The sequence below is a fragment of the uncultured Roseobacter sp. genome (genome assembly GCF_947495025.1).
In the GTDB taxonomy this organism is placed as follows: Bacteria; Pseudomonadota; Alphaproteobacteria; order Rhodobacterales; family Rhodobacteraceae; genus Roseobacter.
The window spans coordinates 870,904-896,989 of the sequence record NZ_CANLXG010000001.1 but is presented as its reverse complement, the minus strand read 5'-3'; the positions used below and the strand labels follow the sequence as shown (position 1 = coordinate 896,989).

At 59.4% G+C, this 26,086-nt stretch carries 24 protein-coding genes and 1 riboswitch; of the genes, 9 read left to right on the top strand and 15 right to left on the bottom strand.

Going from position 1 to position 26,086, the window contains the following annotated elements; translation table 11 throughout:
• Positions 1 to 18: 18 nt before the first annotated feature.
• Genes Q0792_RS04330 through Q0792_RS04320 form a run of 3 tightly spaced genes read right to left on the bottom strand, consistent with a single transcriptional unit; the run spans position 19 to position 5,115 of the window.
• Positions 19 to 1,344, bottom strand: a complete 1,326-nt coding sequence (locus Q0792_RS04330; RefSeq protein ID WP_298836778.1) for an HlyD family type I secretion periplasmic adaptor subunit — start codon at positions 1,342 to 1,344, stop codon at positions 19 to 21.
• 1 nt (position 1,345) lies between these two features.
• Positions 1,346 to 3,436, bottom strand: coding sequence for an ABC transporter transmembrane domain-containing protein (locus Q0792_RS04325; RefSeq protein WP_298836775.1), 2,091 nt, complete (start codon positions 3,434 to 3,436; stop codon positions 1,346 to 1,348).
• Entirely contained in the window at positions 3,436 to 5,115 is a 1,680-nt protein-coding gene (locus Q0792_RS04320) for an ABC transporter transmembrane domain-containing protein (RefSeq protein ID WP_298836773.1), read from the bottom strand. Before Q0792_RS04320 ends, Q0792_RS04325 begins: the two co-directional genes overlap by 1 nt.
• 222 nt (positions 5,116 to 5,337) lie before the next feature.
• Here Q0792_RS04320 and Q0792_RS04315 point away from each other — a divergent pair, with 222 nt between their 5' ends.
• Entirely contained in the window at positions 5,338 to 7,929 is a 2,592-nt protein-coding gene (locus tag Q0792_RS04315; RefSeq protein WP_298836771.1) for a PA14 domain-containing protein, read from the top strand.
• 201 nt (positions 7,930 to 8,130) lie between these two features.
• Here Q0792_RS04315 and Q0792_RS04310 read toward each other — a convergent pair whose 3' ends face one another.
• Positions 8,131 to 9,018 (bottom strand): LysR family transcriptional regulator, encoded by an 888-nt coding sequence (locus Q0792_RS04310; RefSeq protein WP_298836769.1) that lies wholly within the window; start codon positions 9,016 to 9,018, stop codon positions 8,131 to 8,133.
• Between the two features lie 99 nt (positions 9,019 to 9,117).
• Here Q0792_RS04310 and Q0792_RS04305 point away from each other — a divergent pair, with 99 nt between their 5' ends.
• Entirely contained in the window at positions 9,118 to 10,194 is a 1,077-nt protein-coding gene (locus Q0792_RS04305) for an SMP-30/gluconolactonase/LRE family protein (RefSeq protein ID WP_298836767.1), read from the top strand.
• Between the two features lie 3 nt (positions 10,195 to 10,197).
• Positions 10,198 to 10,515, top strand: a complete 318-nt coding sequence (locus tag Q0792_RS04300) for a muconolactone Delta-isomerase family protein (RefSeq protein WP_298836765.1) — start codon at positions 10,198 to 10,200, stop codon at positions 10,513 to 10,515.
• A 45-nt stretch (positions 10,516 to 10,560) separates the two neighbouring features.
• On the opposite strand, the gene Q0792_RS04295 is transcribed toward Q0792_RS04300, so the two are convergent.
• The gene (locus Q0792_RS04295) at positions 10,561 to 11,469 is read right to left on the bottom strand and encodes a LysR family transcriptional regulator (RefSeq protein ID WP_298836763.1); all 909 of its coding nucleotides are present in this window, start codon (positions 11,467 to 11,469) and stop codon (positions 10,561 to 10,563) included.
• Positions 11,470 to 11,656: 187 nt separating this feature from the next.
• On the opposite strand from Q0792_RS04295, the gene Q0792_RS04290 reads away from it, so the two are divergent.
• From Q0792_RS04290 to Q0792_RS04270, 5 genes are all read left to right on the top strand, one after another.
• Entirely contained in the window at positions 11,657 to 12,670 is a 1,014-nt protein-coding gene (locus Q0792_RS04290) for a D-cysteine desulfhydrase (RefSeq protein ID WP_298838610.1), read from the top strand.
• A gap of 34 nt (positions 12,671 to 12,704) precedes the next feature.
• On the top strand, positions 12,705 to 13,670 hold the full coding sequence (locus Q0792_RS04285) for a glycine betaine ABC transporter substrate-binding protein (RefSeq protein ID WP_298836760.1): 966 nt from the start codon (positions 12,705 to 12,707) through the stop codon (positions 13,668 to 13,670).
• A gap of 99 nt (positions 13,671 to 13,769) precedes the next feature.
• A complete protein-coding gene (locus Q0792_RS04280) occupies positions 13,770 to 14,825 on the top strand; it encodes a glycine betaine/L-proline ABC transporter ATP-binding protein (RefSeq protein WP_298836758.1) in 1,056 nt (351 codons plus the stop codon).
• A complete protein-coding gene (locus Q0792_RS04275; RefSeq protein WP_298836756.1) occupies positions 14,822 to 16,378 on the top strand; it encodes a proline/glycine betaine ABC transporter permease in 1,557 nt (518 codons plus the stop codon). The genes Q0792_RS04280 and Q0792_RS04275 overlap by 4 nt, the downstream gene beginning before the upstream one ends.
• Complete coding sequence (locus Q0792_RS04270; RefSeq protein ID WP_298836755.1) at positions 16,375 to 17,127, top strand: alpha/beta hydrolase; 753 nt, start codon at positions 16,375 to 16,377, stop codon at positions 17,125 to 17,127. The genes Q0792_RS04275 and Q0792_RS04270 overlap by 4 nt, the downstream gene beginning before the upstream one ends.
• Here Q0792_RS04270 and cobF read toward each other — a convergent pair.
• From cobF to cbiE, 7 genes are all read right to left on the bottom strand, one after another.
• Positions 17,103 to 17,843: a precorrin-6A synthase (deacetylating) gene (gene cobF / locus Q0792_RS04265; RefSeq protein WP_298836753.1), complete on the bottom strand. Its 741-nt coding sequence runs from the start codon at positions 17,841 to 17,843 to the stop codon at positions 17,103 to 17,105. The two genes, Q0792_RS04270 and cobF, sit on opposite strands and share 25 nt — an antisense overlap.
• 63 nt (positions 17,844 to 17,906) lie before the next feature.
• The gene (locus Q0792_RS04260; protein WP_298836751.1) at positions 17,907 to 18,584 is read right to left on the bottom strand and encodes an energy-coupling factor ABC transporter permease; all 678 of its coding nucleotides are present in this window, start codon (positions 18,582 to 18,584) and stop codon (positions 17,907 to 17,909) included.
• 55 nt (positions 18,585 to 18,639) lie between these two features.
• Positions 18,640 to 18,821: riboswitch (cobalamin riboswitch) on the bottom strand.
• A 57-nt stretch (positions 18,822 to 18,878) separates the two neighbouring features.
• Positions 18,879 to 19,598, bottom strand: coding sequence for a uroporphyrinogen-III C-methyltransferase (gene cobA / locus Q0792_RS04255; protein WP_298836749.1), 720 nt, complete (start codon positions 19,596 to 19,598; stop codon positions 18,879 to 18,881).
• Positions 19,595 to 20,911: a cobyrinate a,c-diamide synthase gene (locus tag Q0792_RS04250; RefSeq protein WP_298836747.1), complete on the bottom strand. Its 1,317-nt coding sequence runs from the start codon at positions 20,909 to 20,911 to the stop codon at positions 19,595 to 19,597. The genes cobA and Q0792_RS04250 overlap by 4 nt, the downstream gene beginning before the upstream one ends.
• On the bottom strand, positions 20,904 to 21,698 hold the full coding sequence (gene cobM / locus Q0792_RS04245) for a precorrin-4 C(11)-methyltransferase (RefSeq protein ID WP_298836744.1): 795 nt from the start codon (positions 21,696 to 21,698) through the stop codon (positions 20,904 to 20,906). The genes Q0792_RS04250 and cobM overlap by 8 nt, the downstream gene beginning before the upstream one ends.
• A complete protein-coding gene (locus tag Q0792_RS04240) occupies positions 21,695 to 22,063 on the bottom strand; it encodes a cobalamin biosynthesis protein (protein WP_298836742.1) in 369 nt (122 codons plus the stop codon). The genes cobM and Q0792_RS04240 overlap by 4 nt, the downstream gene beginning before the upstream one ends.
• Positions 22,060 to 23,259 carry a precorrin-6y C5,15-methyltransferase (decarboxylating) subunit CbiE gene (gene cbiE, locus Q0792_RS04235; RefSeq protein ID WP_298836740.1) on the bottom strand — a complete coding sequence of 400 codons (1,200 nt, stop codon included), beginning with the start codon at positions 23,257 to 23,259 and terminating at the stop codon, positions 22,060 to 22,062. The genes Q0792_RS04240 and cbiE overlap by 4 nt, the downstream gene beginning before the upstream one ends.
• Here cbiE and Q0792_RS04230 point away from each other — a divergent pair.
• Positions 23,258 to 24,013, top strand: a complete 756-nt coding sequence (locus Q0792_RS04230) for a cobalt-precorrin-6A reductase (RefSeq protein WP_298836739.1) — start codon at positions 23,258 to 23,260, stop codon at positions 24,011 to 24,013. The genes cbiE and Q0792_RS04230 overlap by 2 nt on opposite strands.
• On the opposite strand, the gene cobJ is transcribed toward Q0792_RS04230, so the two are convergent.
• The 3 genes from cobJ to Q0792_RS04215 are packed head-to-tail and all read right to left on the bottom strand — an operon-like array spanning position 23,986 to position 26,086.
• Positions 23,986 to 24,738 carry a precorrin-3B C(17)-methyltransferase gene (gene cobJ, locus Q0792_RS04225; RefSeq protein ID WP_298836737.1) on the bottom strand — a complete coding sequence of 251 codons (753 nt, stop codon included), beginning with the start codon at positions 24,736 to 24,738 and terminating at the stop codon, positions 23,986 to 23,988. The two genes, Q0792_RS04230 and cobJ, sit on opposite strands and share 28 nt — an antisense overlap.
• Positions 24,735 to 25,460 (bottom strand): precorrin-2 C(20)-methyltransferase, encoded by a 726-nt coding sequence (locus Q0792_RS04220; protein WP_298836734.1) that lies wholly within the window; start codon positions 25,458 to 25,460, stop codon positions 24,735 to 24,737. Before Q0792_RS04220 ends, cobJ begins: the two co-directional genes overlap by 4 nt.
• A complete protein-coding gene (locus Q0792_RS04215) occupies positions 25,457 to 26,086 on the bottom strand; it encodes a precorrin-8X methylmutase (protein ID WP_298836732.1) in 630 nt (209 codons plus the stop codon). Before Q0792_RS04215 ends, Q0792_RS04220 begins: the two co-directional genes overlap by 4 nt.

The following is a 26,086-nucleotide window of genomic DNA, read 5'->3' as shown; positions in this document are numbered from 1 at the left end:
CCTTTTCGGGAAGCCGGTTCAACGCTCTCCGAACGCGCTTTCCAGAGACCTGTAAACCGGCTTGGCAAGGTAGGCCATCATGCTGCGCTGGTCAGTCACAACTTCCGCAACACCTGCCATGCCAACCCGTACAGGCCTTTGCAGGTTTCCCTTGCCGATTGTCAGGCTGTCCAGTGACACAATTCCCCTGAAATAGGTGGATCCGTCAGTCGGGTCAGTCACGATATTGGGGGAAAGACTTGTGATGCGGCCGGTTATTTCACCGTAACGCCGTGCATCGAATGTTGTCAGCTTGAGGGATACTCTGTCGTCCACCTGGATGTGCCCGATGTCTGCCTCGCCAATCCTCAGCTCAGCCACAAGATTTTCATTTGACCCAACGAGTTCAAACAGCGTGCTGCCTGCTTCTATCACTTCTCCGGTTTTCGGGAAATCCACAGCCTGGATGACACCTGCGACTGGTGCCCTGATAGACAACTCTTCTCTCTGGCTTTCCAGCGTAGCCAGTTGTGTTGCCAGCTGGTCCTGCTCCTGCTGCAGCGCAAAAAGCTCCGTGAGTGTCTGTTCACGCAGTGCAAGATCCCGTTCAAGCGGCTTGTCCCTCGATTCCGCGTAGTTTGCCTTGTTCGTGGCCAGTTCGATGCCGGCTTCGATCAGCCTTCCGCGCAATTCGTCGAGGGACTGCTGTTCTGCTTCCAGCCGGATCCTTGTGATGCTGCCAGACTCAAAAAGCGTTGCAAGTCTGTCGACTGATGCTTCTTTTTCTTTCACACGACCGGCCATCAGCCTCTGTGCCTCTTCCAGCTCTGTGATTATCTCTCGCAGGCTTTGTGCCCGCCCGCGCGCAATTTCCTTCTGAAGATCGTGAAGCCATACACGTGACCTTGCGTAGTCTCTCACGTCGGCAGGCGCAGTCCCGTCCCGGTCAGAAGATGCATCGGGTTCATCCAGATATGACAGTATGCTTTCCAGCGTCGTAATCCGTGAGGTCAGCGCCTGTTTCTGCTGTGTCACAAAGCGAATGTTCCGGTCCAGTTCGGGAGACTGCAGGCTCGCCAGAACCTGACCGGCTGCGACCGTCTGACCTTCTCGGACATGCACTGTCCGGACAATCCCTTCGTTGATGCTCTCAACCTGATGCGCGCGGCCCAGGGTCGTAATTTCCCCTGGTGCGCGTGCGAGTTCCGGTACAGTCGTCACGATTGACAGAACAACAGCTCCCGCAAGAAAAGCACTCAGCGTGAACACGACCATGGACGAGACCATCGGTGCCCTGTTTTTTTCGCGGAAGGACTTGCGGGCGAAAATCCCGCTTTTTGGCTGTTTGTCAGAACGGGCGGACATTTCAGTTTTCCCTGTTTGCTGCGATGAGTGCGTTGATTTTTCTGCGACCTGCCGTTCCGGTATCGTTGGCTACAATCCGCCCTCCGGACATATAGATGCATCTGTCTGCCATGTTGACGTATTCTGGTTCATTGGACGCGACGATCACCGTATGACTTCCCCGGAGGGTGTTCAGGTAGGACGAGAGCGCCTGTTTGCGCAGGTAATCAAGACCTGCGCCGGGGTCGTTCAGCAGATAGACTCTGGCTGGTCTTATAAATGTTCTGACGAGAGCGAGACCGCGCGATGTGGATGTCGGAAGAGACTGTCGGTATTTTTCAGTCAAACGGGTGTTCAGGCCATCAGTCAGTGTTTCAAGTTCTTCCTCAAGCCCCATGGCGGCGATGACACGACGAATGTCTTCTTCATGCACGGTCGGCGCTGACAGTCTGAAATTCTGCAGAAGGGTGCCGTGGAATACGTCTGGTTTCTTCTGGGCATAGCTGAAAGCCTGACGCAGGTCGTCCACGGGGATCTGGCGGATATCCATTCCGTCCAACTGCACTGAGCCGACGAGCGGCGTGTGCAGCCCCATGGTCAGTTCAAGCAGCGTCGTCTTGCCGCTGCTGCTGTTGCCCGAGACTGAAACGAATTCACCCGCAGCGATATCAAGAGAGACCTGCGAAATGGCGGGATCAGTCGCTTCCGGAAAGCGGTGCGTTACACCACTGAGGGCGACGCTGCCCTCGAACCTTTTCTGGTGAGACGAAGCCGCGCCACGAACGGTTTCCTGAGGCATTGCAAGGACACGGTCGATCTGCTCACGGCTGCGCAGGAATCCGGCAAGCTGAGGCGCGTTGGCGTACAGTGACTGCAGAGGTGTCAGCACTTTCCAGACCAGCGCCATGACTGCGATCAGCGCACCAAAAGTGATGCTGCCATTCATTGCGGATACTGTTCCCAGAACAACAGCGCCAACGCCTGCAATCATCATAACGCTCTGCCCGAATGTCTGACACAGCATCTGAAACCGCCGCGCTACCCTTGATGCCGATGCAGCCTCTTCGGCAACGGCCGCGTTTTTCTGCTTCCAGAAATCGCCCAGTCCGAGGCGGTAGATGTTGCGTTGCATACGTACGGTTTCAAACAGGATTTTCTGTTGCTTTGCCTTAACGCGGGCCGCCTGCATGTTCAGGCTTTGCTGTACGGGCATGGTCACCCATATTGCGATCGCAAAAATAACCACGAGACCCACCACAAGAAATCCGACTGGCGGGGCGAGATAGAATATCAGGCCAAGGAAAATAAGGGTGAACGGGAGATCAAGAAGGGTCACCATGCTTTGCCCGGAGAAGAAATCGCGGATCCCCTCGAACTGCTTGAAACGCGAAATCTGCTGATCGACCTCGGAACTCTTGATCTGATCCGGTGGCAGAGACAGCAGCTTGCGAAAAAGGGCAAGGCCGAGCCTGTGTTCTACTGTTTTGCCCATAAAGGAAACCGCATGGGACCGTGCCAGACGGAAGCCCGCATCTGCAAAAAGCACCAGACCCGCAGCTACCGCGAGGGAAATCACCAGCGATACGGAATCTGAGGGAATGACCCTGTCGTAGATCATCATAATCAGCAGCGGTGTTACGAGCCCCATCAGGTTTGTCATGAAAGATGCAAGCACAAGACCGGGTATCAGACCCCGGAAGCCTGACGTGATTGTCCGGAAATCATCAAAACTGAGTTGTTCGTCAGACGGTGCGAACCGTTCGATCCGGACAATTGTGCCCGGTTTCCTTTTAATCTCTTCCCAGACAGGTGTTTCCTGACCCGGGCGGATCGTCAGGAGCCCCTTGTTGCCTGCGTCAAGCACACCGGAGATATCACCGTTTTTATCGATGAAAAGAGCGGGGCAATCGTCTTTTTTTATTTCCTTCAGACTGCACTGCGCCGTTGAGACCGGGACATCCAGGTTATGCAGTGTCGCCAGAAGTTCAGTTGCCGATATGCTGGCGGCGAGGTGCGGCGCGGCTTCCGTCAGATTGCGCTCACTGCTGTGCCACCCGGCTTCCATCATCAGGCGTTGCAGCAGGCCGAGGCCCGGATGAACGACAGTTTCCATTATGCGCTCCACTTCATTTCGGCCGCGGCAGAGGCGGCATCTGCCTCTGCGTCTTCGTCCCACAGGCTGAACTCCTGTTCTTTCCGGCCGGCAAGCAGGACAGTCTGCTGTGCCAGAGCGGTGAGCTGCTCGTGCTCTGATGCAAGAACAAGGGTTGTCTGCCCCCTGAGTGCTTCAAGGCAGGTAGCAACCCGTGCAACTGCTCCATCGTCCATTGCCGATGTCGCATCGTTGATAAGCAGGATTGCCGGCTGCAGGGTCAGTGCGCGTACAAGCGCAATCGTCTGCATAAGAGCCATGCTGGACACTATCTCACCGGTCTGACCAAGTGCAGTACTGTACCCCATAGGCATTCGGTGGACGGTCTTTTCAAGCCCGAGTTGTTTCGAATACTCGAGGCTTCTTGCGATTGCGTCGCCTTCGCCAAAACAGGAGATGTTTTCAAGCAGCGTGCCGGAGAACACGACAGGGTTCTGGTCGAGGTAGGCGATCCCACCAGGTCCGCGTGCTTCCCTGAAGCTGCGCACCGGCTGGCCGTCGATCAGAATACGCCCTTCCTCCGGAGTTTCTTCTCCGAGGATCATGCGCATGAAAGCATCCCGTGCCGCGCCTTCGTCACCCACGATACTAAGTATACCTCCTGCGCTCAGGTCAAACGTAATATCCGAGAAGGCCCGTTTCTGGTCGCTCCCCGGAAAGGCGGTGACATGGTCAAAATCCAGATGGCCCACCAGGGGGGGGCTCTCTGTGGCCTCCGTGCTGCGCTGTGGCAGGTTGCCGATTTCCTCAATCCGGCTCAGAGCGGATTCGACACTCTCGGACTGAGCCCAGTGGCTGAGCATCTTGAGCAGCGGCTGCACAGTGCGTCCGTTCAACAGCATGCAGGCCGCAAGTTCCGCAATTCCGATCTGCCCCTGAATCACCAGAAATGCACCAAAAAGGCCCATAGCGGCGACGCTTGCCTGGGAAAACAAAGCTCCAAAGGACTGTGAAAGGCCTGAAAGACGGATCAGTCGTTCGCTGATGTCGACGGACTGGTTCTGAAGGACTTCGTAGCGCCGCAGGAGCTGGGGTTCCATCGTGTCGGCTTTGACCGTCAGAATCTGTGAAAGGCATTCGATCAGAAATGAATACCTGCGCCCGTCCAGGGTTTTACGCTTTCCGAATACGGGTGCCTGCGCGCGCTGAAGGACTGCCTTGAACAGGTACAGCATGGCGATGCCCGCCAGTGGTACCAGAACGAGCCAGCCGCCGATCAGCGCAATCATCAGGACGAAAATTGCCGAAAACGGCAGATCAATCGCTGACAGTCTGCCCTGGCCGCAATAATAGTCGCGGAGTTGTGCAAGGGCATTAAGCCGTTCAAAATGGTCACCGGTTGAAGTCTGATCGTAAGCGGAAGGCTCCGCGTCCAGTGATCGTTTGATGAACCGGTCGCCCAGGTCCAATTCAAACTTTTCTCCTTCGTGCCCGAGGAGGACGAGGCGCGCCCACTTGAGCGCAAAATCGAGAACGGCGACGACACACAGCCCCATGAAGAGAAGGGTCAGTGTTTCGTATGCCTCGAAAGGAATGACCCGGTCAAACACCTGAAGAACCACAAGCGGTAAGGCCAGTGCCAGCAGATTAATGCACAGAGATGACACAATAACGCTTACGCCAAACCTGGGCGGGCGCACCATTTTTTCTTTGGTCCTGGCCTCAGTCCCCACGTTCTCTGACTCCATGCTGCAACACGCCTCAGCATAGTCAGACGAGGGTAATCAAAGGTTTCACATGCCGAGTAAAATGCATATTTTTTTAATTAAAACAGAAGCTTAATTTTTTGTTTATTAAGTGTTTTCTTAAGTGGATTCCGGTATCCCTCGCTCCTGTTATTTGGTGTGCATGGAGCTTGTATTGTGGCAGACGACGATGAAAACCGCCTGGACGACAGCATATTTCTTGAACAGCACGATACCGCTTCGGACAAGGAGAAAGTGGTCGTCCAGTCGTTGAAAGGCAACGATGCGGGGCAGGAAGACCAGTCTCGCAGCGCGCTGCACTACGGTGAGCAGGAGCAGGCCGAAGCCAGCGCCAGAGCCGCGGACACGTCGTATTCACCGTCTGATACCGGTCAGCCGGCAGGCGCGTTCTCAGCCGGAAACCTTCCGGGCAACGAAGATGTCTCAGCGTCCGGCGGAAACGAAGACGGGGCCGGAGCCGCACCCTCTGGTGCTCCGGGGGATGACGCCGGTGTTGTTGCCGATCTCAGCGACTTCGCGCAGGAAGCAGGTGGCATTGACCGCCTTTCGGTGTCCGATGTGCGCTTTGAGATCAGGGACTTCGGCCTCACGGTGAAATCCGACGCTGTCTTCTCAGACGAAGAGGCTGCGGATCTGAATGTGGAGGTTTCCGCGGTGGGGCCTGATGGCACGGCTCTGACGCGCTCGTTCGATGTTGATGTGCCTCAGATCAATCCCGCACCGACCGGACTTTCTGTCAGCAACCTCGGGATAGCAACCGGCGAAGACGGCGCCGTTGTTGCGGTAATAAATCTGGAGGGGACGGGTGACTACAGTGATTATACGTTCTCTGTCTCGGATGACCGCTTTGAGGTATCCGGGCGCGAAATCCGTCTGCGCGAGGGTATTGCGCTGTCCGATGATGAGACCGGATCACTTGATCTGCAGGTGACTGCGACCTCACCCTCCGGAGCTGAACTTGTGCAGGATGTGGGTTTCGAGATTATCGACACGCCTGCTTTCAGTGGCTCGGGCGGTTTCCGGGCGAGCTATTTCGATGTGGATCACCGGTTGAGCAGGCTGGATGATATTGACTGGAACGCGCCACCCACACACGAAGAAGTGGTTTCCGACATTAACTATACCAACAGCCGCGAGTCGTTCTGGGAAGGCGGCGACAAAGATACATTCGGTGCCCGGATCACAGGCAATGTTGAGGTCTCGGAAGGCGGCGAGTTCTCCTTTTTTCTCGGTGGCGATGACGGCGTCGTATTGCTGATTAATGGTGAAGAAGTCGTTTCGGATGACAGTCTGCACGGATACCGTACGCGCAGCGGAACGATGGAACTGGAACCCGGTACGCATCATGTCGAAGTCCGTTACTTTGAGAATTACGGGCACGCGGGTCTGAAACTCGAGTGGGAAGGGCCCGGAACTGATGGTCGCGAACTGCTCACGGCGCCAGGGTTTGACGATCTGCAAACGATCAATGGCATGCCGCTGACCATAGCTCTGGAAGTTACCGATGAAGGCCAGGATGGCTCGGTATCTGTGCACGTTATTGATGGACTGCCGGAGGGAACAGCGGTGTCTGCCGGCGACGCAGTCCTTACCGCGGGTCCGGAAGGGCAGGTGGACGTAACGGGCCTCGACCTGTCCTTGCTGACGGTTTCAACACCTGTGGAGTTTACAGGGCAGGTGAATGCACAGCTTGTAACGACAACAACCTCCGAGACCGGTATTTCCGCATCATCGTCGATGAACATCGCGTTTGACGTACAGCAGGCTGATCTGCCTCTGCCCGACAATGACATGACCACCGGCTTCCGGGCCAGTTATTTTGATGTCAATCACAGGTTGAGTCGCCTGGATCAGATCGACTGGTCCTCGGAGCCCACGCATGAGGAAGTGGTTCAGGAAATTAATTATACAAACAGCCGGGAGTCTTTCTGGGAAGGCGGCGACAAAGACACGTTCGGTGCGCGGATTACCGGTGAGATCGACGTCGACGAAGGCGGCAGCTTCAAGTTTTTCCTTGGCGGCGACGATGGTGTGGTGCTTTTCATCAACGGTGAGGAAGTGGTGACAGACGATGGCCTGCACGGGTATCGGACACGCAGCGGCGAGATCGAACTGGAACCGGGCACGCATGAGGTCGAGGTCCGGTATTTCGAAAACTACGGCCACGCAGGACTGAAACTCGAGTGGGAAGGACCAGGGATTGAGGGCCGGGAACTGGTGACCGCATCCGACGAACTCAGTGTCGATCAGAACGGAATGATTGCCGTCGAACTGGATGATCCGGGTCTGTCGGATCAGGCGCATGTTGTGATCAGTGGCCTGCCAGAAGACACAATCCTCATGAGTGGAGATATGGTGGCCGTGTCAGATGGGGGCGAGGTCGATCTCGCTGGCTGGGACCTCAGTCTTCTCGAGATTGCACCGCCACCGGGATTCGAGGGCAGAATCGAGGGCGAGGTCACTACTACAGACACGGCTTTCAACGGACAGCAGGTCACCGGTACAAGCACCTTTGCGCTGGATGTCGGCGACGTTGAGAACGGCGGCAGTCCCGCTTCCGGGTTTGCAGACGATGCATGGGTTGCCGGCGGAGATGACAGCGGCCAGACGTCGTGGGTTGAAACCGCTGACAATGAACAGGCGGCCGAGGCAAATGATGATAACGCCCTGAACGAGGAAATCGCAGACAATCCTGATGCCGGTCAGAATTACGAAATGAACGACACATACGAAAGAAATGACTGGTAGACATTTGCCCGGTGGGTGGACGGGTCCTGCTCGTCGTACTGGCAGAGACAGTGGAAGCTGCCGGTAACAGGTGGCTGGCTGCTGGTTATGACGGGTTGCAGGGTGGCCTCATGATTAGTGGTGACGGTTGCCTTCCCGTCACCACGTCGGTCATAACAAGAAAAACGGGCTAAGATTTACAGCTCAACCGTCTGACCCCCGTCATGATCCCGCCCGTGCAGCAAAGCGCGCCAGAACGAATTCTGAAAAAGCATCGACTTTCCTTGATCCCCGCAGATTTGGGGGTCTCAGAACTGAAATCGGGGCTTCCGGTTTGGTCAGCACACCAGGCAGAATTTCGCACAAGGCACCTGTGTTGAGTTCGGAGGCAACGGCCAGTCGAGATTTCAGCGCGATCCCGTGGCCGTGAATTGCCGCGTCGGTCAGGCTGTCAGAATTGGAAACCAGAAGGGTTTCGCCGGGCATGAAGTTTGTCGCGCCCGGTCTGCCAAGCTCCCATTTGCGCTGCCATGGCAGGCAGACTGCGCGGTGGCTGATCAGGTCTTCTGGTCGCACCGGGGTTCCGAAAGTATCAAGGTAGGCCGCGGAGGCGCACAATATACGCTTGTTATCGGCAACTTTGCGGGCCAGCAGACTGCTGTTATGAAGCCTGCCAACCCGGATCGCGCAGTCCTGTTGCTCTTCGACCAGATTGACGTACCGGTCAGACGCGAGAAATTCATAGGTTAGACCCGGATGTTCACGCCGCAGCACATCAAGGTGCGGCAGGACAAAGCGCGACAGAATCCATGGCGCCATGGTCACACGCAGATGCCCTTTCAGCAGGCTGCCGTGCCCGCCGATTTCGGTCTCGGCGTTCATCAGTTCGTCAAGAATGCCGATGACTCTGCCGTAGAATGCCTCGCCTTCAATGCTGAGAGTGACTTTGCGGCTGTTGCGGTGAAAAAGGCTGACACCCAGATGGCTTTCCAGTTTGGACAGCCTGTGGCTGATGGTGGCCGGCGCGGTCCCCACAGATCTGGCTGCCGCGGTGATCCCGCCGCGGTCTGCTATTTCAACAAAGGTTTTCAGATCTTCGAGAGAGTACATTCAATTTTTTCTAACGATGGTTTCGAAAATCGGGCGATGCACCTGGTGTTTTTTGAATGATAGCCAGTACGGGCATCTGAACCAAGGGAGGATTTCCAGATGAAAAAACCCGTATTCGCCGCTTTCACAGTTGCCCTGTCCCTCGGGACGGCCGCAATGGCGGAAATTGAAACATATGCTGCCTTTACGTCTGACATGCCTCCGGGAAACCTTGCGATCGGGCCGGATGGCAGGATGTTCATGTCCGTGCATGAATTCTACGGCAAAAACCTGAGGATTGTCGAAGTGAGCCCGGATGGTTCCACGGTACCGTACCCCAATGTCGCCTGGGCAAACGCACCACAGGGCGATGGACCAGGGCTGAAAGGCGTCCTTGGTCTGCGGGCCGACCGGGACGGCATACTCTGGATGCTGGACGGCCAGGGAGAAAACCATACAGGCAGGATTGTCGGGTGGAACACGAAAACCGAGGCACTTCACCGCATTTTTTATATCGGCCAGCCCGCTGCGCGCCCTTCCAGTTTCCTGAATGACCTCGCCGTCGACCGTGAACACAATGCGATATACATCACGGATACAGCGAACGCAGAAACGACGGCACTGATCGTTCTGGACCTTGAAACGGGGCGCGCGCGGCGCGTGCTCGAAGCGTCGCCCTTTACGGTGCCCGAGGCAACCGACATGGTAATCGACGGACGGGTCGTGAACCTCGGCGGCGCACCTGCGCGCATCGGGGCAAACCCGATCACCATCGACCCTACAAACACCTGGGTGTATTTTGCGCCGATGACCGCGAGTGCGATGTACCGTGTGCGCACGGCTGATCTGCTTGACGAGACACTGTCGCGTGAAGACCTGGAGGCGCGTGTGGAGCGGTACGGGGACAAGCCGATCTCTGACGGATCAACGGTTGATGCCGCAGGGAATGTCTACATCACCTCCATCACCGAGGATGCCGTTGGCGTGACGCGACCGGACGGAACGTATGAAGTTCTGTACCAGCAGGACGATATGTCTTGGCCGGACGGGTTCGCTGTGGGTACCGACGGCTATGTTTATGTCACGATCAACGAGCTGCACCGCTCGCCGGTGTTGAATGACGGTCAGGATGCGACGCTGGGCGAGTTTAAAATCATGCGGTTTCCCGCACTGGGTGATGCAGTAAGTGGGAGGTAACCGATGCTCTACAGGCTTGATTTCAATGTCGAATACGATGCGACCATGCAGCAGCAGGGTCTGCTGGGCATCTGGGCCGAAGAGGCGGATGCAGCCCTTGGGGCTAAGTCTGCCGGTGTCGTAAAGGATCTGTGGAAAATCGTCGGCGAGCGCAAGGTGCTGGCCATTGTCGAGGTTGATACCCCGGATGCGCTGGACCAGATACTGTTCGATCTGCCGATTATGCAGAAAATGGGCCACCATGTGCAGGTCAGTGTGACATCCCTGCGCCGGTACGAAGACTTTGCCGCAGACGTCCGGGACCGTATCGGACGGACGTAACCCCCGTTGCAGGCCGGTGGAAACATCGGCCGGCAGCTTTCCGGATCACCCCTGTTTTCTGCGGCCCACGCTCCAGACGTCGAGGAGTGCACAGGCCATTTCGTCGGATGTGTGTCCGTACAGAGCGGTCTGGACATGTTCCTGGCCAAACCGGCCGGCCAGCGAAATCATCTGACCGCTTTCAATTTCGCGAAACGCCATGCTGAATGGCAGCCAGCCAACACCCACTCCCTGAAGAACCAGCTCCTTGACGCCGCTGGAAAGCGCTGTTTCGCACACCGGGTTTCTGGTCAGCGAGCGTGTGGAAAAGGCTCGTTCAGAAGCCTGCAGAACCTGGCCGAAATAACTCGCTTCGGGATAGATGATCGCGGGCGTATCCGGCGATACAGTCCCGTCGTCGCGCAAAGCGTATCGCAAAGGTCCACCAACAAGCGGCAGCAGTATATCCTCGCCCCAGACTTCGCGGCGGATTGTGTCGCCAAACGGCATCGGGCGCGAAACATCGGATTCGTAGCACAGCAGCAGGTCACTGTCTCCGCGCAGAAATGTGGAAACACAATCGCTCAGGTTCCCGGGGCGCAGTCTGAACCTGACAGCCGGGTAGCGCCTGCGTGCATGCAGCACCATTTCAGAGAACGCCGAAAAAACCGGCGCATGCTGTGCGGCGACAGACATAGTGGAACTGGCTGGATCAAAGGCCGAAATACTGCCGCGCAGATCCCGCAGCCGGCTCAGCAGAGCGCGTATTTCCGGTTCGTTGGCGGAAAGGGCCGGGCTGATCTCAACCGAATTGGCCCGTCGGTTCAGGATATCCGTTCCCAGCCAGTCTTCGAACCCGCGGATCCGGCGCGAAAACGCAGGCTGTGTGATGTTCCGGCGTGCCGCGGCGCGGGTCATATTGCCCTCTTCGAGAAGAACAAGAACGTCGTCCAGCCACTGAAGATCCACGTCCATCACCTTTCAGCCATACAATCTGTATGGCCAGCCTAAGATAAAAGCACTTTTTTTCCAATCTGCTATTGGGCAGGCTTTGGCTGAATGCCCAGGGAGGATTTTCGGCGTGAGTGATGAAGGTGTGATGACAGAGACTTCCGGTGCTGTGGCACCCGGACTTACGACGGGTCTGGCCAAAGAACTGTCAATTGTTCTGGCCAAGTATCCGCGGGTGCGGCTGGGGCACCTGCCAACGCCGCTGGAACCGATGGACCGTCTGAGTGAGATCCTGGGCGGGCCTCGCATCTGGGTGAAGCGCGATGATTGTACTGGATTATCCTCTGGCGGGAACAAGACCCGCAAGCTGGAGTACCTGATGGCGGATGCTCAGAAACAAGGGGCAGACACGATTGTCACGCAGGGGGCCACACAGTCGAACCATGCGCGTCAGACCGCTGCGGCTGCTGCGAAACTGGGCATGGCATGCCATATCCTGCTCGAGGACAGAACCGGGTACAACGACCCCGGCTACAATCTGAATGGCAACGTCCTGCTGGACCGGCTGCACGGCGCGACTGTCTCAAAACGTGGTGATGGCACGGACATGAATGCAGAGATGGAGGCGCTGGCTGAAAAGCTGATGTCCGACGGCAGACGTCCGTACATCATTCCGGGCGGCGGATCGAATCCCATCGGAGCGCTTGGCTATGTGAACTGCGCGCGTGAACTGGCCGAGCAGTCCGTGGACATGGGCCTGAGAATTGACGCGCTGGTCCATGCGACCGGCAGCTCGGGCACACAGGCGGGCCTTGTTGCCGGCCTCGCCGCATTGCAGAGCGAAATTCATCTGCTGGGGATCGGTGTGCGCGCACCGCAGGAAAAGCAGGAACAGATGGTGTTCGATCTGGCACAGCGGACCGCTGACTATCTGGGTACGGGGCTGCAGATTGACCGCAGCTCAGTCCGCGCCGACTGCGGCTATGTCGGACCCGGATACGGGTTGCCCACCGAAGGTATGAAAAATGCACTCCGCCTTCTGGCGACGACCGAAGGTCTGCTGTTCGATCCTGTCTACTCGGGCAAAGGCCTCGATGGACTCATTGATCTCGTCCAGAAGGGCTATTTTGGCGATATGGAAAATATTGTCTTTTTGCATACTGGAGGCAGTGCAGCGCTCTTCGGCTACCCGGACACTTTCGATCTGCCGGGCTACACAGAATAAGAAACCAAAAAAACGACCAACAAGGAGAACCTAAATGTCACTGAGAAAAACACTGATTTCAGCAACGGCGGCGCTCGCGCTGGGCGCTGCACCGGCGCTTGCGGCAGAGGAAGTTAAGATCGGCGTGCCGTCCTGGACCGGCGCTCAGGCGATCGCGCACCTTCTGGCGGCTGTTGTGGAAATGCGCATTGGCGGCAAAGCCGAAATGGTGCCCGGCAACAATGCCACCATTTTCCAGGCCATGGATCAGGGCAAAGGCGACATCGACGTACACCCTGATGTCTGGCTGCCAAACCAGGAAAGCTTTACCAAAAAGTATGTGGACGAGGCCGGTACTGTGACCCTGTCCTCCAACCCGTACGAAGGCAACCAGGGCTTCTGCGTGTCCAAAAACTTTGCCGAGGCGCAGAACATCACGGATATTGCCGATCTGGGCCGCCCGGATGTCGCCGCGCTGATGGACAGCGATGGCAACGGCAAAGGCGAGATGTGGATCGGTGCGCCGGGCTGGGCCTCCGCAAATGTGAACGAGGTCAAGGTACGGGATTACGGCCTGCTCGACTTCATTGAGCCTGTGCGCGCAGAGGAAAGCGTAAAAACAGCCCGCGTAAAGGACTCCATCGCCAAGGATGAGGGTTATGCGTTCTATTGCTACAAGCCGCATGCGATCTGGTTCCAGTTCGACGTTGAGATGCTGAGCGAACCGACGTTTGATCCGGCCAAGTATGTGATGGTGCAGCCATCGGATGATGCGGACTGGTACGAGAAGTCTTCAGTTGCAACCAAAGACGCACTGAAGAACGTCCAGATTGCATGGTCGAACTCGCTCCCGGAACGGTCCCCTGCGATTGCGGAGTTCTTTGCCAACTTTTCGCTGACCGCGGATGATGTCTCTGGTTTCGCTTATGAAATCAGCGGCAATGGTCGTGATCCGGCAGAAGTGGCGCGCGAATGGGTTGAGGCAAACCCGGAGCGTGTCGACGCCTGGCTGGGCCTTTGATCCGCGGATCTGACTGAAAACTGGCTGGTCCGGCGCCTTGCCGGGCCCGCCTCTCTGCCGATCCGGTCTCACCCTGCATGATGGAAGAGAAGGTCAGTCATGAGCGACGACACCGTTATCAAAATCTCAAATGTCTGGAAGATTTTTGGTGCAAAGCCTGAAATCGCGCTGCAGGCGATCCGTGACCGGGGGCTGAGCAAAGCCGAGGTGCTGGCCGAATACAACTGCGTGGTTGGTGTGGCCGATGTCAGCCTGTCTGTGAACAGGGGCGAGATCTTTTGTATCATGGGGCTGTCGGGCAGTGGGAAATCGACCATGGTGCGCCATTTCAACCGCCTTCTGGAACCAACAGACGGTAAGATCGAGATCGAAGGCACCGACGTCATGGCGCTGGGGACACAGGAACTGCAGACCTTCCGGAACAACAAGATCGGTATGGTTTTTCAGAACTTTGCGCTGATGCCGCACAGATCTGTGCTCGACAACGTGGCGATGCCGCTGGAAATCCGGCAGGTCAGCAAAAACGAGCGCATGCGTCAGGCGGCAGCGATCCTCGATATCGTGGAGCTTGGTGCCTGGGGGTCGAAGTTTGCGCACGAACTTTCCGGCGGTATGCAACAGCGCGTCGGACTGGCCCGGGCTCTGGCCGCCAATCCGGATGTTCTGCTCATGGACGAGCCGTTCTCGGCGCTGGATCCGCTGATCCGGCGGCAGTTGCAGGATGAGTTTATCCGCCTCAGCAAAATCCTGAAGAAAACCACAATCTTTATCACGCATGACCTTGATGAGGCAGTGCGGATCGGGAACCGGATTGCCATCATGCGCGATGGAAAGGTCGTTCAGATCGGGACGGCCGAAGATATCGTGATGAACCCGGCCGATGACTATGTGGCGGATTTCGTCGCGGGGATATCCCGCCTCAAGGTGGTACGCGCCCATGCGGTAATGAAGCCGATCGCCGAATACGTGGCCACACATGGTCCGTTGCCGGCGGATGCGCCCCGGGTCAACGAGGGCGAAAACCTCAGCACGCTGATCAATCTGGCAATCGACAACAGCAGCGCCATTCTGGTGGAAGACGGCGGCAGGGATGTTGGTGTCATTACCCGTGCTGACCTTCTGCGCACTGTGATTGAAGGAACGGAAGTATCATGAGCACCTCAGATGTGAATCCGCATGGTGTAAACCCGCTGGAAGACACCGAGAGCGAAGCGGCTCTGGCCTATGCTGAAGAGCGGCGCGAAAACATCCGGACGTTTGTCAGAACCAGTCCGGATTATTACATCGCCAACTTCGACAGGATCGGCGAATCCTCAAGATTTACCGCGACGTTCAACCTCATGGCGGGCATTTTTGGTCCTGTCTGGTTTGGTGCGCGTGGGCTGTGGACCTGGGCATTGCCGTTTCTGATCCTTGAAACTCTGGCTCTGGTGCAGATTGCCCGTGGGCTTTTCGGGGACCTGGCAGCTGATGCTATGGCACGTATCGCCTCGATCGAAGGAACACTGGATCTCCGCCGCAGGCAGCTTGAAGCAGCGATTGAAGCCAACTCGGACAAGGTGGATGTCTATACCCGCACGGTGGAGTCGCTGGAGGCCAACATCGGCGGCATCCGCGCCGAAGCCGAAGCCATGGCCGCAGAAGGCCCCGGGATCGCCCTCACAGGTCTGGCCATCCTTGTGGTGGCCAAGGCAATTCAGGCTGTCGTCGCCAACTGGGCGCTCGAGGGGCGGTTCTCTGACTGGTTGTCCGACCGTACCATCCGCTCGGCCATGCCAGTGCGGGAGATCGTTTTCAGTGCGGTTTTCATGGCGCTGATCGTGACAGCGGCAATGATACACTACAGCTTTCCGGGGCGCTTCTCGCTGCTCAGCGAGTTCCCGACAGATCCCAATATCCGCCTGACGGGCATTCAGTGGGTCGAAGACTTCATCGCCTGGTGTGTGCGCAACAGCGAAGCCTTTTTTGACGTGCTGACCTTCGGTATCCGGGGGCTCCTGGATGCGCTGGAAGTCATTCTGGTTCAGACACCCTGGATCGTAATCGCCAGTCTGATCGTTCTGCTGACATGGCTGACGGCGGGTATCAGGACGGCGATCTATTCGGGCGCCTTTCTGTCCTACATGGGGCTTCTGGGCTTTTGGGAAGCGGCGATGACAACGCTCGCGCTGCTGGGAACAGCAGCCTGTCTGTCGATTGCCATCGGCATTCCGCTGGGCATGTTTGCGGCCCGCAGACCGAGGTTTTATTCCTTTATCCAGCCGATCATGGACTTCATGCAGACCATGCCCGCCTTTGTCTTTATGGTACCGGTAATCGCGTTTTTCGGCGTTGGCAAACCGGCAGCGGTCGTGGTGACGATGATCTTTGGCGGCACGCCTGTTGTCCGGCTGACGGTTCTCGGTCTGCGTGGTGTGCCGGAAAGTGTGCGCGAAGCGGCGATCAGTTTCGGGGCCAACAAATGGTACCTTCTGACGAAGGTTGACCTGCCGCTGGCAGCACCTTCTATCCGCGCCGGGATCAACCAGACGATCATGCTCTCACTGGCAATGGTCGTTGTGGCCTCGCTTATCGGGGCCAAGGGGCTTGGCGAGGATGTTCTGGAGGCGTTGCAGTATGCAAACGTCGGTCAGGGTATCCTCGCGGGCTTCTCAATCCTCTTCTGTGCGATGATCCTCGACCGGATTGTTCAGGGTCAGCGTAAATGATCCCACTGGTCCTGGTGCATGGTTTCATGGGCGGCAGCGCCCAGTGGCAGCACCAGATACCGGCCTTCAGTGCCGGGCGGGAAGTCTTTGCCGTTGATCTGCCGGGTTTCGGGGCGCGCAACCGGTCTCCGGCGGTGACATCTGTAAACGGGTTTGCCGAAGATGTGCTGGCAGGTCTGGATGCCGCGGGCATCGGTCAGTTTGACCTGCTGGGGCATTCGATGGGCGGAATGATCGTTCAGCAGATGATCCGCCTTGAACCCCGGCGGGTGAACCGGCTGGTCCTGTATGGAACGGGTCCGCGGGGGCGCTTGCCGGGGCGGTTCGAGACCATTGCAGAAAGCAAGGCGCGCGCGGAATCTGAGGGCATTCAGGCTAGCGCCAGGCGTATTTCAGCAACCTGGTTTGAAGACCGCGAGGCGGCGGCAGAATACCCGGCATGTGCGGAGATTGCAGAACGTACCGGTCTGCTGGCGTTTCAGGGCGGACTGACAGCCATGGATGCCTGGGATGGCGCAGACTGGCTGAAGGACATCGCAGCTCCGACGCTGATCCTGTGGGGAGATGGCGACCGGACCTATCAGTGGGCGCAGGTCGAAGAGCTCTGGCGCAAAATCCCCGATGCCAGGCTGGCCGTGGTTCCCGGCTGTGCCCACGCTGTGCATCTGGAGAAACCCGGCATTTTCAGTCAGCTGGTGCTGGATTTTCTGGGCAATGACACCTCTCAGCCCGGTCGGCGCAGCAGGTAGGTGTCCATGATCCAGCCGTGGCGGGCCCGCTCGGCCGCCCGCAGCGCGACGATCTGATCAGCTGTTTCTGAAACCGGGCCGGCCAGCGTGACCTGTTCTGGCATCCCCAGAAAGGCGCCCCACCAGATATAGCAGTCATCGGTCCGGGCCTGACGGAAACTGCACTGGCCATCGAGCATGACAAAGACAGAGGAAGACCCGACTGGCATGCCGTTTTCGCGCAGCTGCTGACCGGTTGTGATCGTCACCGCGCCGTCTATTGTGTTGAAAGGCACGGCGTGGGCGGCGGTCAGTGCCTGCAGAGCCGTGATGCCAGGCACCACACGCAGGGCCGGTACGGGGGTCAGGCGCTGTGCGATCCGCAGGGTACTGTCATAAAGGCCGGGATCACCCCAGACCATCAGGGCAACGGGTCCGTCGACTGTCGTCTCCCGCAGGGTCTGCTGCCATATTTCGGCGATTTCGTCATGCCAGCGTTCCACCCGTTCCAGATAGGGCAGGCTTTCGTCGCGCACGGGCATGTCAAAAGGCAGGACCGCCGCCCCGGAGCCGGTCGAGGCCAGCAGGCTGGCGCGCAGAGTTGCGAGATCATCCTTGCCCGGACCTTTGCGCGGCAGCAGGATCGCTGCGGCATCTCTGAGTGCGCTGCGCCCCTCTAGCGTGAGATGGACCGGAGAACCCGTACCGATGCCGACCAGCCACAGATCTTTGATCATCTCAGAACTCCGGACGCAAAAAGACCCGGCGCCCTGTGTGGGTGCCGGGTCTGATCAGCTGTTTCAGGCGGCGTTGTAGAGGCGCTGCGTGAAGAGGCCGGCAGCAGATGCGCCGCGGATCGCCTTGGCACCGGCAAGAGCTGCCAGATCGGCAACCGGCTCGATCAGAAGCACAAGGGCGTAAGCCGCCGCAAACGTGCCAACCGATGCGAATGTGTCCACAGTGACGCCCTGACCGTAAAAGACCCAGAAGGCGACCCATGCGATAACGCCGCCCTGATACATTGCCGAAAGTTTCAGGACATGCGCATAGCTGAGATCAACATAGGCGCGGTCCTCGGGGATCAGACGTCTGGACAGTGCTGTAATCGCCAGAAGCGGCACCAGCAGTGTGGTGACGTTCACGAAATACATCGGCAGATCGGTGGGCGCAAAGAACGTCCCCTGGATCAGCAGGCCGAGCGCAAGACCGATCGCTGCGGGTGCTGCGCCCATCAGCAGGAAGAGCGTGGTGCCCAGGATGAAGTGAACTTCGGAGACGCCAACAGGGAAGTGCGGAAGTACCTCAAAGAAAATGAAAACGCCGATTGTCGCCATCGCGGCACGGCCGGCAAAAGAGACGATGTTGCTGCGGCCGAGGTCCTCGACTGCCAGCCTGGCGCTGTAGGCTGCTGCACCGGCGGCTGTTGTATACGCGAGAGCCATCTTTGCGCCATCGACGATACCGGGTTCGATATGCATGGGTAGTCCTTTCTGTGTTTGCTACCCCTCCGGTAGCATGGGGCCGGTGGCCCCGGCGTTAAATCTGACCTTCGGCAGGTCTCCTGACTTGCGGGTCGTTGCGCGCCGGCCTTCCCAGTCAGACAGACCAGTGGTTTTCCATTGCGCTAACCGCTTACAGTTGCGGGGGCAGTCCGGGCCTCTCACCCGGTTCCCTATTCAGCTGCATGCCGCAGCACCGAAAGCAATTTAACCATAACAGGTGCGCTTTGCCGTACAAGACCAAAGGCGACCTCAGATGTCTCGTCCGCGAACTCAGATGCCGGCAAGCGGACCATAAAGAATAAGGGCAGGTTTCGACCCGATGTCCTGTGACAGGCTGGCGGACAGTTCCGCGACGGTGCTGCGTGTTACCTGCTGTTCCGGTGTGCCCACAGCTTCGGCCAGGATGGCCGGGGTGTCTGCTGGCAGGCCTCTGTCGGTCAAGGCCGTACACAGCGCCGGAAAGGTGCGTTTGCCCATAAAAATAACGGTACAGGCCGTAGGGTCTGCGAGTGCCGCAAGGTCCAGATCCCCGGGCAGGGCACCGCTGGCATCATGCCCGGTGACGAACTGTACGCGGCGTGCCGTCAGGCGGCGCGTCAGCGGGATACCGCAGGCGGCGGCAGCGGCAAAGGCAGAGGGAACGCCGGGAATTATCTCGTATTCGATGCCTGCATCACGCAGGGCCACGAGCTCCTCTTCCAGCCGCCCGAAGAGGCCACTGTCTCCGGACTTGAGGCGCACGATTCTGCCGCCCTCACGCGCATAGTCGACCAGCAGCCGGCTGACGTGATCCTGACGTGGTGAGGGGCGGCCCGCGCGCTTGCCGACACCCACAAGATCCGCACCCGGCCGGGCATGGGTCAGGATCGGGCCCGACGACAGGTCGTCAAACAAAACCGCATCAGCGCGTCTGAGGCGGTCCACCGCCTTGAGAGTAAGAAGCTCAGGATCGCCCGGGCCCGAGCCCACAAAGGAAACAAAGCCGGTCATGCCGCCTCCGGCGTAATCAGATGAAAGAACGTGCCGGTGACATGACCCCGGTGCGACCCCGTCTCGGGGACCGGGTTGCCATCTGCGTCGGCAACATCTGCCAGCGGCGCGTCCGGCTGCTCCAGAATCGTCGAATAATGAAACTCGTGACCGCGCAGGGGCTGGCCGGGCACGAACCCCGGCATGGCAGACTGCAGTACCGCGCGGCGGTACCCAAGGTGAAATTTCCGTTTTTCGTAGGATGTCACGAGGCCCAGCAGGCCGGCCATCCCGTGGCGGGTACCTTCCTTGTCGATCAGCGCGCTGCCAAGAGCCATGTATCCGCCGCACTCGCCATGCACGGGGCGTGTTTCAGCGTGTGTGCGCAGGCCTGTCAGAAACCGATCAGCGGATGCGATTTTGCCGGCATGCAGTTCGGGGTACCCGCCGGGCAGCCAGACAAGGTCAGCATCTGCCGCCGGTGCTTCATCCGCCAGCGGTGAAAAGGGCAGAATTTCGGCGCCAGCATCCCGCCAGCCCTGCAGCAGATGCGGGTAGGTAAAGGAGAATGCAGCGTCACGGGCAAGAGCAATGCGCTGTGCCGGCGGCGCGGGCAGGGTGCCGGTTGGCAGGGTGTTGTTGCCTGCCGCCGCCTTGCGGATCGCGTCGATATCCACGTGTTCGGTCAGAAAGCTGGCATATCCGGCGATGGCGGCTTCCAGATCGGGGTGTTCCACAGCCTGGATCAGTCCCAGGTGTCTTTCGGGTAATGCGAGATCTCCCCGGCGCGGCAGTACGCCCAGCACCCGGATGCCGGCCTTGTCCATGCCAAGGCGGGCAAGACGCTCGTGACGGGGGCTGGCAACACGGTTCAGGATCACGCCGGCAAAGGGCAGATCCGGTGCGTAGGCGCGGAAGCCGAGGGCCGTGGCGGCAGCAGATTGCGCCTGGCCGCTCACGTCGATGACCAGCACGACGGGCCAGCCCATCCGTGTCGCCGTTTCCGCGCTTGAGCCAAAACCGGTCTGGCCGCGTGTCGCGACCCCGTCATAGAGACCCATGGACCCTTCGGCGACACAGATATCCGCGCCCTGCATCTGGCCCGCGATACCGTCCAGAAGGCCGTCATGCATGGCCCAGGTGTCAATGTTGAATGACGCCCGGCCAGAGGCCGCCCGGTGAAAGGCAGGGTCGATATAGTCAGGGCCGGACTTGTAGGGCTGCACCTGCAGGCCGCTGTCGCGCAGGGCGCGTAAGAGGCCCAGCATAACAGTTGTCTTGCCGGTGCCGGATGAGGGCGCAGAGATCAGAATGCCGGGAGGTGTTTCAGTCATCGCCATGTTTCCATTCAGACCAGGGGCTTTCAGCCGTTTGCGGGCGGTAACGGCGGTCGTAGTCCGCCGAATAGAGGCAGCTTTCCTGAAAACCTTCGCCACTGACCGCCGGACCCACAAAAATGAGTGCCGTGCGGGTGACAGACGGGTCCATTTCCCGCCCGATCGTTGCGAGTGTCGCCCGGATGATCCGCTCATCAGGCCAGGTCGCCCGGAAGACGACGGCGACGGGACAGTCGGGGCCGTAATGCGGTGTCAGCTCCGCGACCACGCGCGCCAGTTTGCCGATCGACAGATGCAGCGCCAGCGTTGCGCCGGTTGCGCCGAAGCCAGAGAGCGTTTCACCGTCCGGCATCGAAGAGGCGCGTCCCTGTGTGCGTGTCAGCACGACCGATTGCGACAGGCCGGGCAGTGTCAGCTCCTGCCCGAGACTGGCGGCGGCGGCGGCAAAAGACGGGACACCCGGTGTGACTGTGAACGGAATGTTCAGCGCCTTGAGGCGGCGTATCTGCTCGCCCATGGCGGACCAGACGGACAGATCACCGGAATGCAGGCGCGCCACGTCGAGGCCTTTTTGATGCGCGGTGGCAATTTCGGAAATGATTGCATCCAGATCCATCGGTGCGGTGTTCACGATCCGGGCATCAGCCGGGCAATGACCTAGGATGGCTTCGGGTACCAGTGAGCCGGCGTAGAGACATACCGGACTGCCCGCGATCAGATCGCGCCCCCGAAGGGTCAGCAGATCGGCCGCACCGGGCCCTGCGCCAATAAAATGCACGGTCATTTGTCTGTTCCTTCTGCCAGCGCGCAGGTCGCCATACCATCCTGTGAGACGACGCGCGGGGCAAGCAGCCGCGCGCCGCTGCCCGCTGCGGCCAGGGCGGCGGCCTCTGCCACGGATCCGGTACCGCGCGCTGCGTCAGATGCCGCTGAGTGTGTTGAGGTCTGTTGCCGTGCAAGCGTATCGGGGTCAACCGGGATGATCCGCAGACCAAGGTCCGCGGCGAATCCTGCAAACGCGTCGCTGCGTGCCTTGTCGGCGGCTGTCGCCACAGCATCGGGGCGTGCGGTTGCGACACAGGCACCGAGTGCGGCGCGCAGGCTTTCCGGTGTTGCCGTGCTGCGAAAACCGAATCCTGCAACAATCACAGCCTGCCGCTCCACTGCACAATCGGGTAAGCCGCTTCCCAGCCGCGTTTTTCTCCCAGCGCCCGTACCGCCGACATTTCTATGCGGATGAGCTCGCCACCCCTGCGCGCATGCAGGTCAGCCAGCAACGCTTCGGCCTCCATCGTGACAGCATTGGCCACAACACGCGTCCCTGACGGCACTGCCTTGTCCAGAGCATCCAGCAGATCTGCAGACAGCCCGCCACCAACAAAGATGGCATCGGGAACGGGCAGATCCTCCAGCGCTCCGGGCGCTTTTCCCTGGGTGATCGTCAGCCGGTCTGCGCCGAGCGCCGCTGCATTCGCGCGGATCAGGGCAATTCTGTCGGCGCGCGGTTCGATCGTGATCGCCTCGCAGCGGGGATGCGCCAGCAACCATTCAATCGCGATCGTGCCGGACCCGCCACCGATGTCCCACAGCCTTTCGCCCGGGCAGGGCGCGAGTGCCGACAGTGTCATGGCCCGCACGGCGCGTTTCGTCATGACCCCGTCAGATTCGTAAAACGCATCATGCAGGCCGCTGGTGGCAGGAATACGCGGCCCGTCGCCCGCGACGTCGATTGCTGCACAGACAGGATGAGACCATGGCCCGCCGGTTGTCTGATCTGCCGTCATGTGCGTGATGCGTTCGGATGGCCCGCCCAGGGCTTCCAGCACGGTCAGTGCGGAGGCGCCAAAGCCCACTTCTGTAAGCCAGGCGGCCAGGTCGCTTACCGCCTCTCCGTCTCTCAACAGCACCAGCAACCGCGCCCCCGGGTGCAGAGATGTCCGCATGCGCGTGAAAGGTGCGGCGTGCAGTCCGAGACAGATTGTCCGTTCCAGCGGCCAGCCCAGTGCAGCCGCCGCCCGCGAAAATGTTGATGGGGCCGGGATTGTGCGCAGGGCGTTCCGCCCGAAATGGCGCACCAGAACAGAGCCCGCACCGTACCAGAACGGATCACCCGAAGCGAGCACGACGACATTCCGCCCGCTGAGTTCCGACAGCATCCCGAGACCATCTGCAAAGGGCACCGGCCATGCAATCTGCTTTGCCGTCAGGTCCGGCAACAGTGAAAGGTGGCGTGGCGGTCCCATGATTATTTCTGCGCTTTGCAGAGCAGCGAGGCTTGCAGGGGTCAGCCCTTCCGGTCCATCCTCTCCCAGTCCGACGATTGTTATCCAGGGGGTCTCAGTCATGACGCCGAACCTGCTGATCCTTGGCGGCACGACCGAAGCCGCGCGTCTGGCACAGGCCGTGTCGGACGCCGGCCTTCAGGCGACTGTTTCGCTGGCTGGTCGCGTCGAACGCCCCGCGCGCCAGCCTCTGCCCGTGCGCATCGGTGGTTTTGGCGGCGCAGAGGGACTGGCCCGGCATCTCAGAGAGCATCGCATCACCCATCTTGTCGATGCCACACACCCTTTTGCGGCTCAGATGAGCCACAACGCAATGGTCGCGGCGCAGAACGCTGACGTGCCGATGGTCGCGCTCACCCGGCCGGGTTGGAAGCGTGTTGCCGGAGACGACTGGCACACTGTCGACAGTATCGCAGGTGCGGTGCGTGCGCTTGATCGACCTGCCGCGCGCGTGATGCTGGCTGTCGGCCGGATGCATCTTGCCGAATTTGCGCCCAATCTGCAGCATTTCTATCTGTTGCGCCTGGTTGATCCGCCCGCACAGGACCTGCCGTTTCCCGACGCGCATGTGGTCGTTTCGCGTGGCCCGTTCACCGCAGAAAATGACCAGGCTCTGATGCAGGCCCATGGCATTGATCTGGTGGTGTCGAAAAACTCCGGTGGAACAGGTGCTTATGCCAAAATTGCTGCCGCGCGCAGTCTTGGTCTGCCGGTGATCATGATCGACCGTCCGGCCCTGCCAGAGCGGACCGAACTTTCCAGCCCGGAGCAGGTGCTTGACTGGCTGTCTCATGCAGGCACCGATCTGGGTGTGTAAACAAAGGGTGCGCCGTCGCGCCGGATCATCCTTGTGCGTGAAGATCCGACAAGCACGACAGTGCGCATATCCGCCATCTCCGGGGTCGCACCGGCCAGTGTTTCGACGCGGACAACCTCGTCCGGCGTGCTGACCGCGCGGGCAAAGATCATCAGCCGTCCGGGCTCACAGACCGCGCGCAACACATCCAGAACACGCGCAAAGCCTTCGGGGCGGGATTTGGAGCGCGGATTGTAGAACCCCATCGCAAAATCGCCCTCGGCTGCCAGACGCAGGCGTTTTTCGATCAGCGGCCAGGGTTTCAGGTTATCGCTGAGGTTGATCGCACAGAAATCATGCCCGAGCGGAGCGCCCGCGGCAGCAGCGGCGGCCAGCATTGCGGTGATCCCCGGCAGCACCTGAATGTTCAGGTTCCGCCAGGTGTCCGGCCCGCTTTCCACCGCTTCAAAAACGGCTGAGGCCATTGCAAAAACGCCCGGATCACCCGAGCTGACGACGACCACCCTCTTACCTGCTTTCGCCATTTCCAGCGCGTGGCAGGCACGATCCAGTTCGACGCGGTTATCGCTTTCATGAAGCGTCAGACCGTCGCGTGGCGGTATACGCCGCACGTAAGGGATGTAGCCTACCACATCCGTGGCCTGCGCCAGGGCTGCACTGACTTCGGGCGTTACCATGGCGTCTGCGCCAGGCCCGAGGCCAGCAATCACCACAGATCCGCTCATGGCCTGCGCCCCTGTCCGTGCACGATGATGATCGAAAAATAGGGGAGCGTTTCGCCGGTATATTCGCGCAGCGGGCATACGTTCTGGCCTGCCATGCTGGCATATTCCACCAGAACTGCGCGGTCGGTCTTGCCGGCGGCATCCAGTGCGCGGCGTACTTTGGGAAGATTGCGGCCGATTTTCATAACCACAAGCGCATCGGCCCGTGTCATGGCATCGGTCAGCGTTTCTTCATCCAGCGTACCCATCACCGTAGACAGAATGTCGTCACCCCATGTGATCGGCGCGCCGGTGGCCGTCCAGGCAGCAGACATACCGGTGATGGCCGGAACCACCTCCACAGGGATCCGGTCTTTCAGGCGGGTATAGGCGTGCATGAATGAGCCATAGAAAAAAGGGTCGCCTTCGCAGAGTACAACGACGTCTTCGCCGCCCTGCACAGTGGCTTCGAGTCGCGCGCAGCACGTGGTGTAAAAGGCAGACAATATCTCGTTGTAGCGCGGATCGCTCAGCGGAATTTCGGTTGTGACGGGGTATTCCATGGCAAAGGTTTCCACATCCTCGCGGAACATGCCTTCAACGATACTGCGGGCGCGACCGGCGCGGCCGGCCTTGCGAAACCATGCAATATGGCGCGTTGTGCGCACCAGGCGGTCAGCGCGCACGCTCATCAGTTCGGGATCACCGGGGCCAAGTCCCACACCGTAGAGTGTACCGGTCATTCTGAGCGGCTCGCGATCGCGTTGACGGCGGCGACTGTGATGGCGCTGCCGCCAAGCCGGCCGTTCACAATGATTGAGGGGACGGGCTGGGCCTGCCACAGCGCTTCTTTGCTTTCGCGCGCGCCGACAAATCCAACCGGGCAGCCGATGATGGCCGCAGGGCGCGGGCAGTCCGGGTCCTCCAGCATCTCGAGCAGATGAAAAAGTGCTGTAGGTGCATTTCCAATGGCCACGAGCGCCCCGCCGAGCCTGTCGCGCCAGAGCTCGAGCGCTGCGGCAGAGCGCGTGGTGCCCATGTCGCGTGCCATGTCCGGCACACGCGGGTCGCGCAACGTGCAGATCACATCATTGTCCGCCGGCAGGCGTTTTCGGGTCACGCCCTCGCTGACCATATAGGCGTCGCAGAAGACGGGCGCGCCGTTTTCAAGGGCGGCGCGTGCCGTAGCAACCATACCGTCAGACACCTGAACGTGCTCTTCAAGACCGACCATGCCCGCGGCGTGGATCATGCGCACCACGACCTGTTCTGCATCCTTGTCAAAGTGTTCAAGGCGGGCTTCGGCGCGGATCGTTGCAAAGCTTTCCAGATATATCGCTGCACCGTTCTTCTCGTATTCATAGGGCAT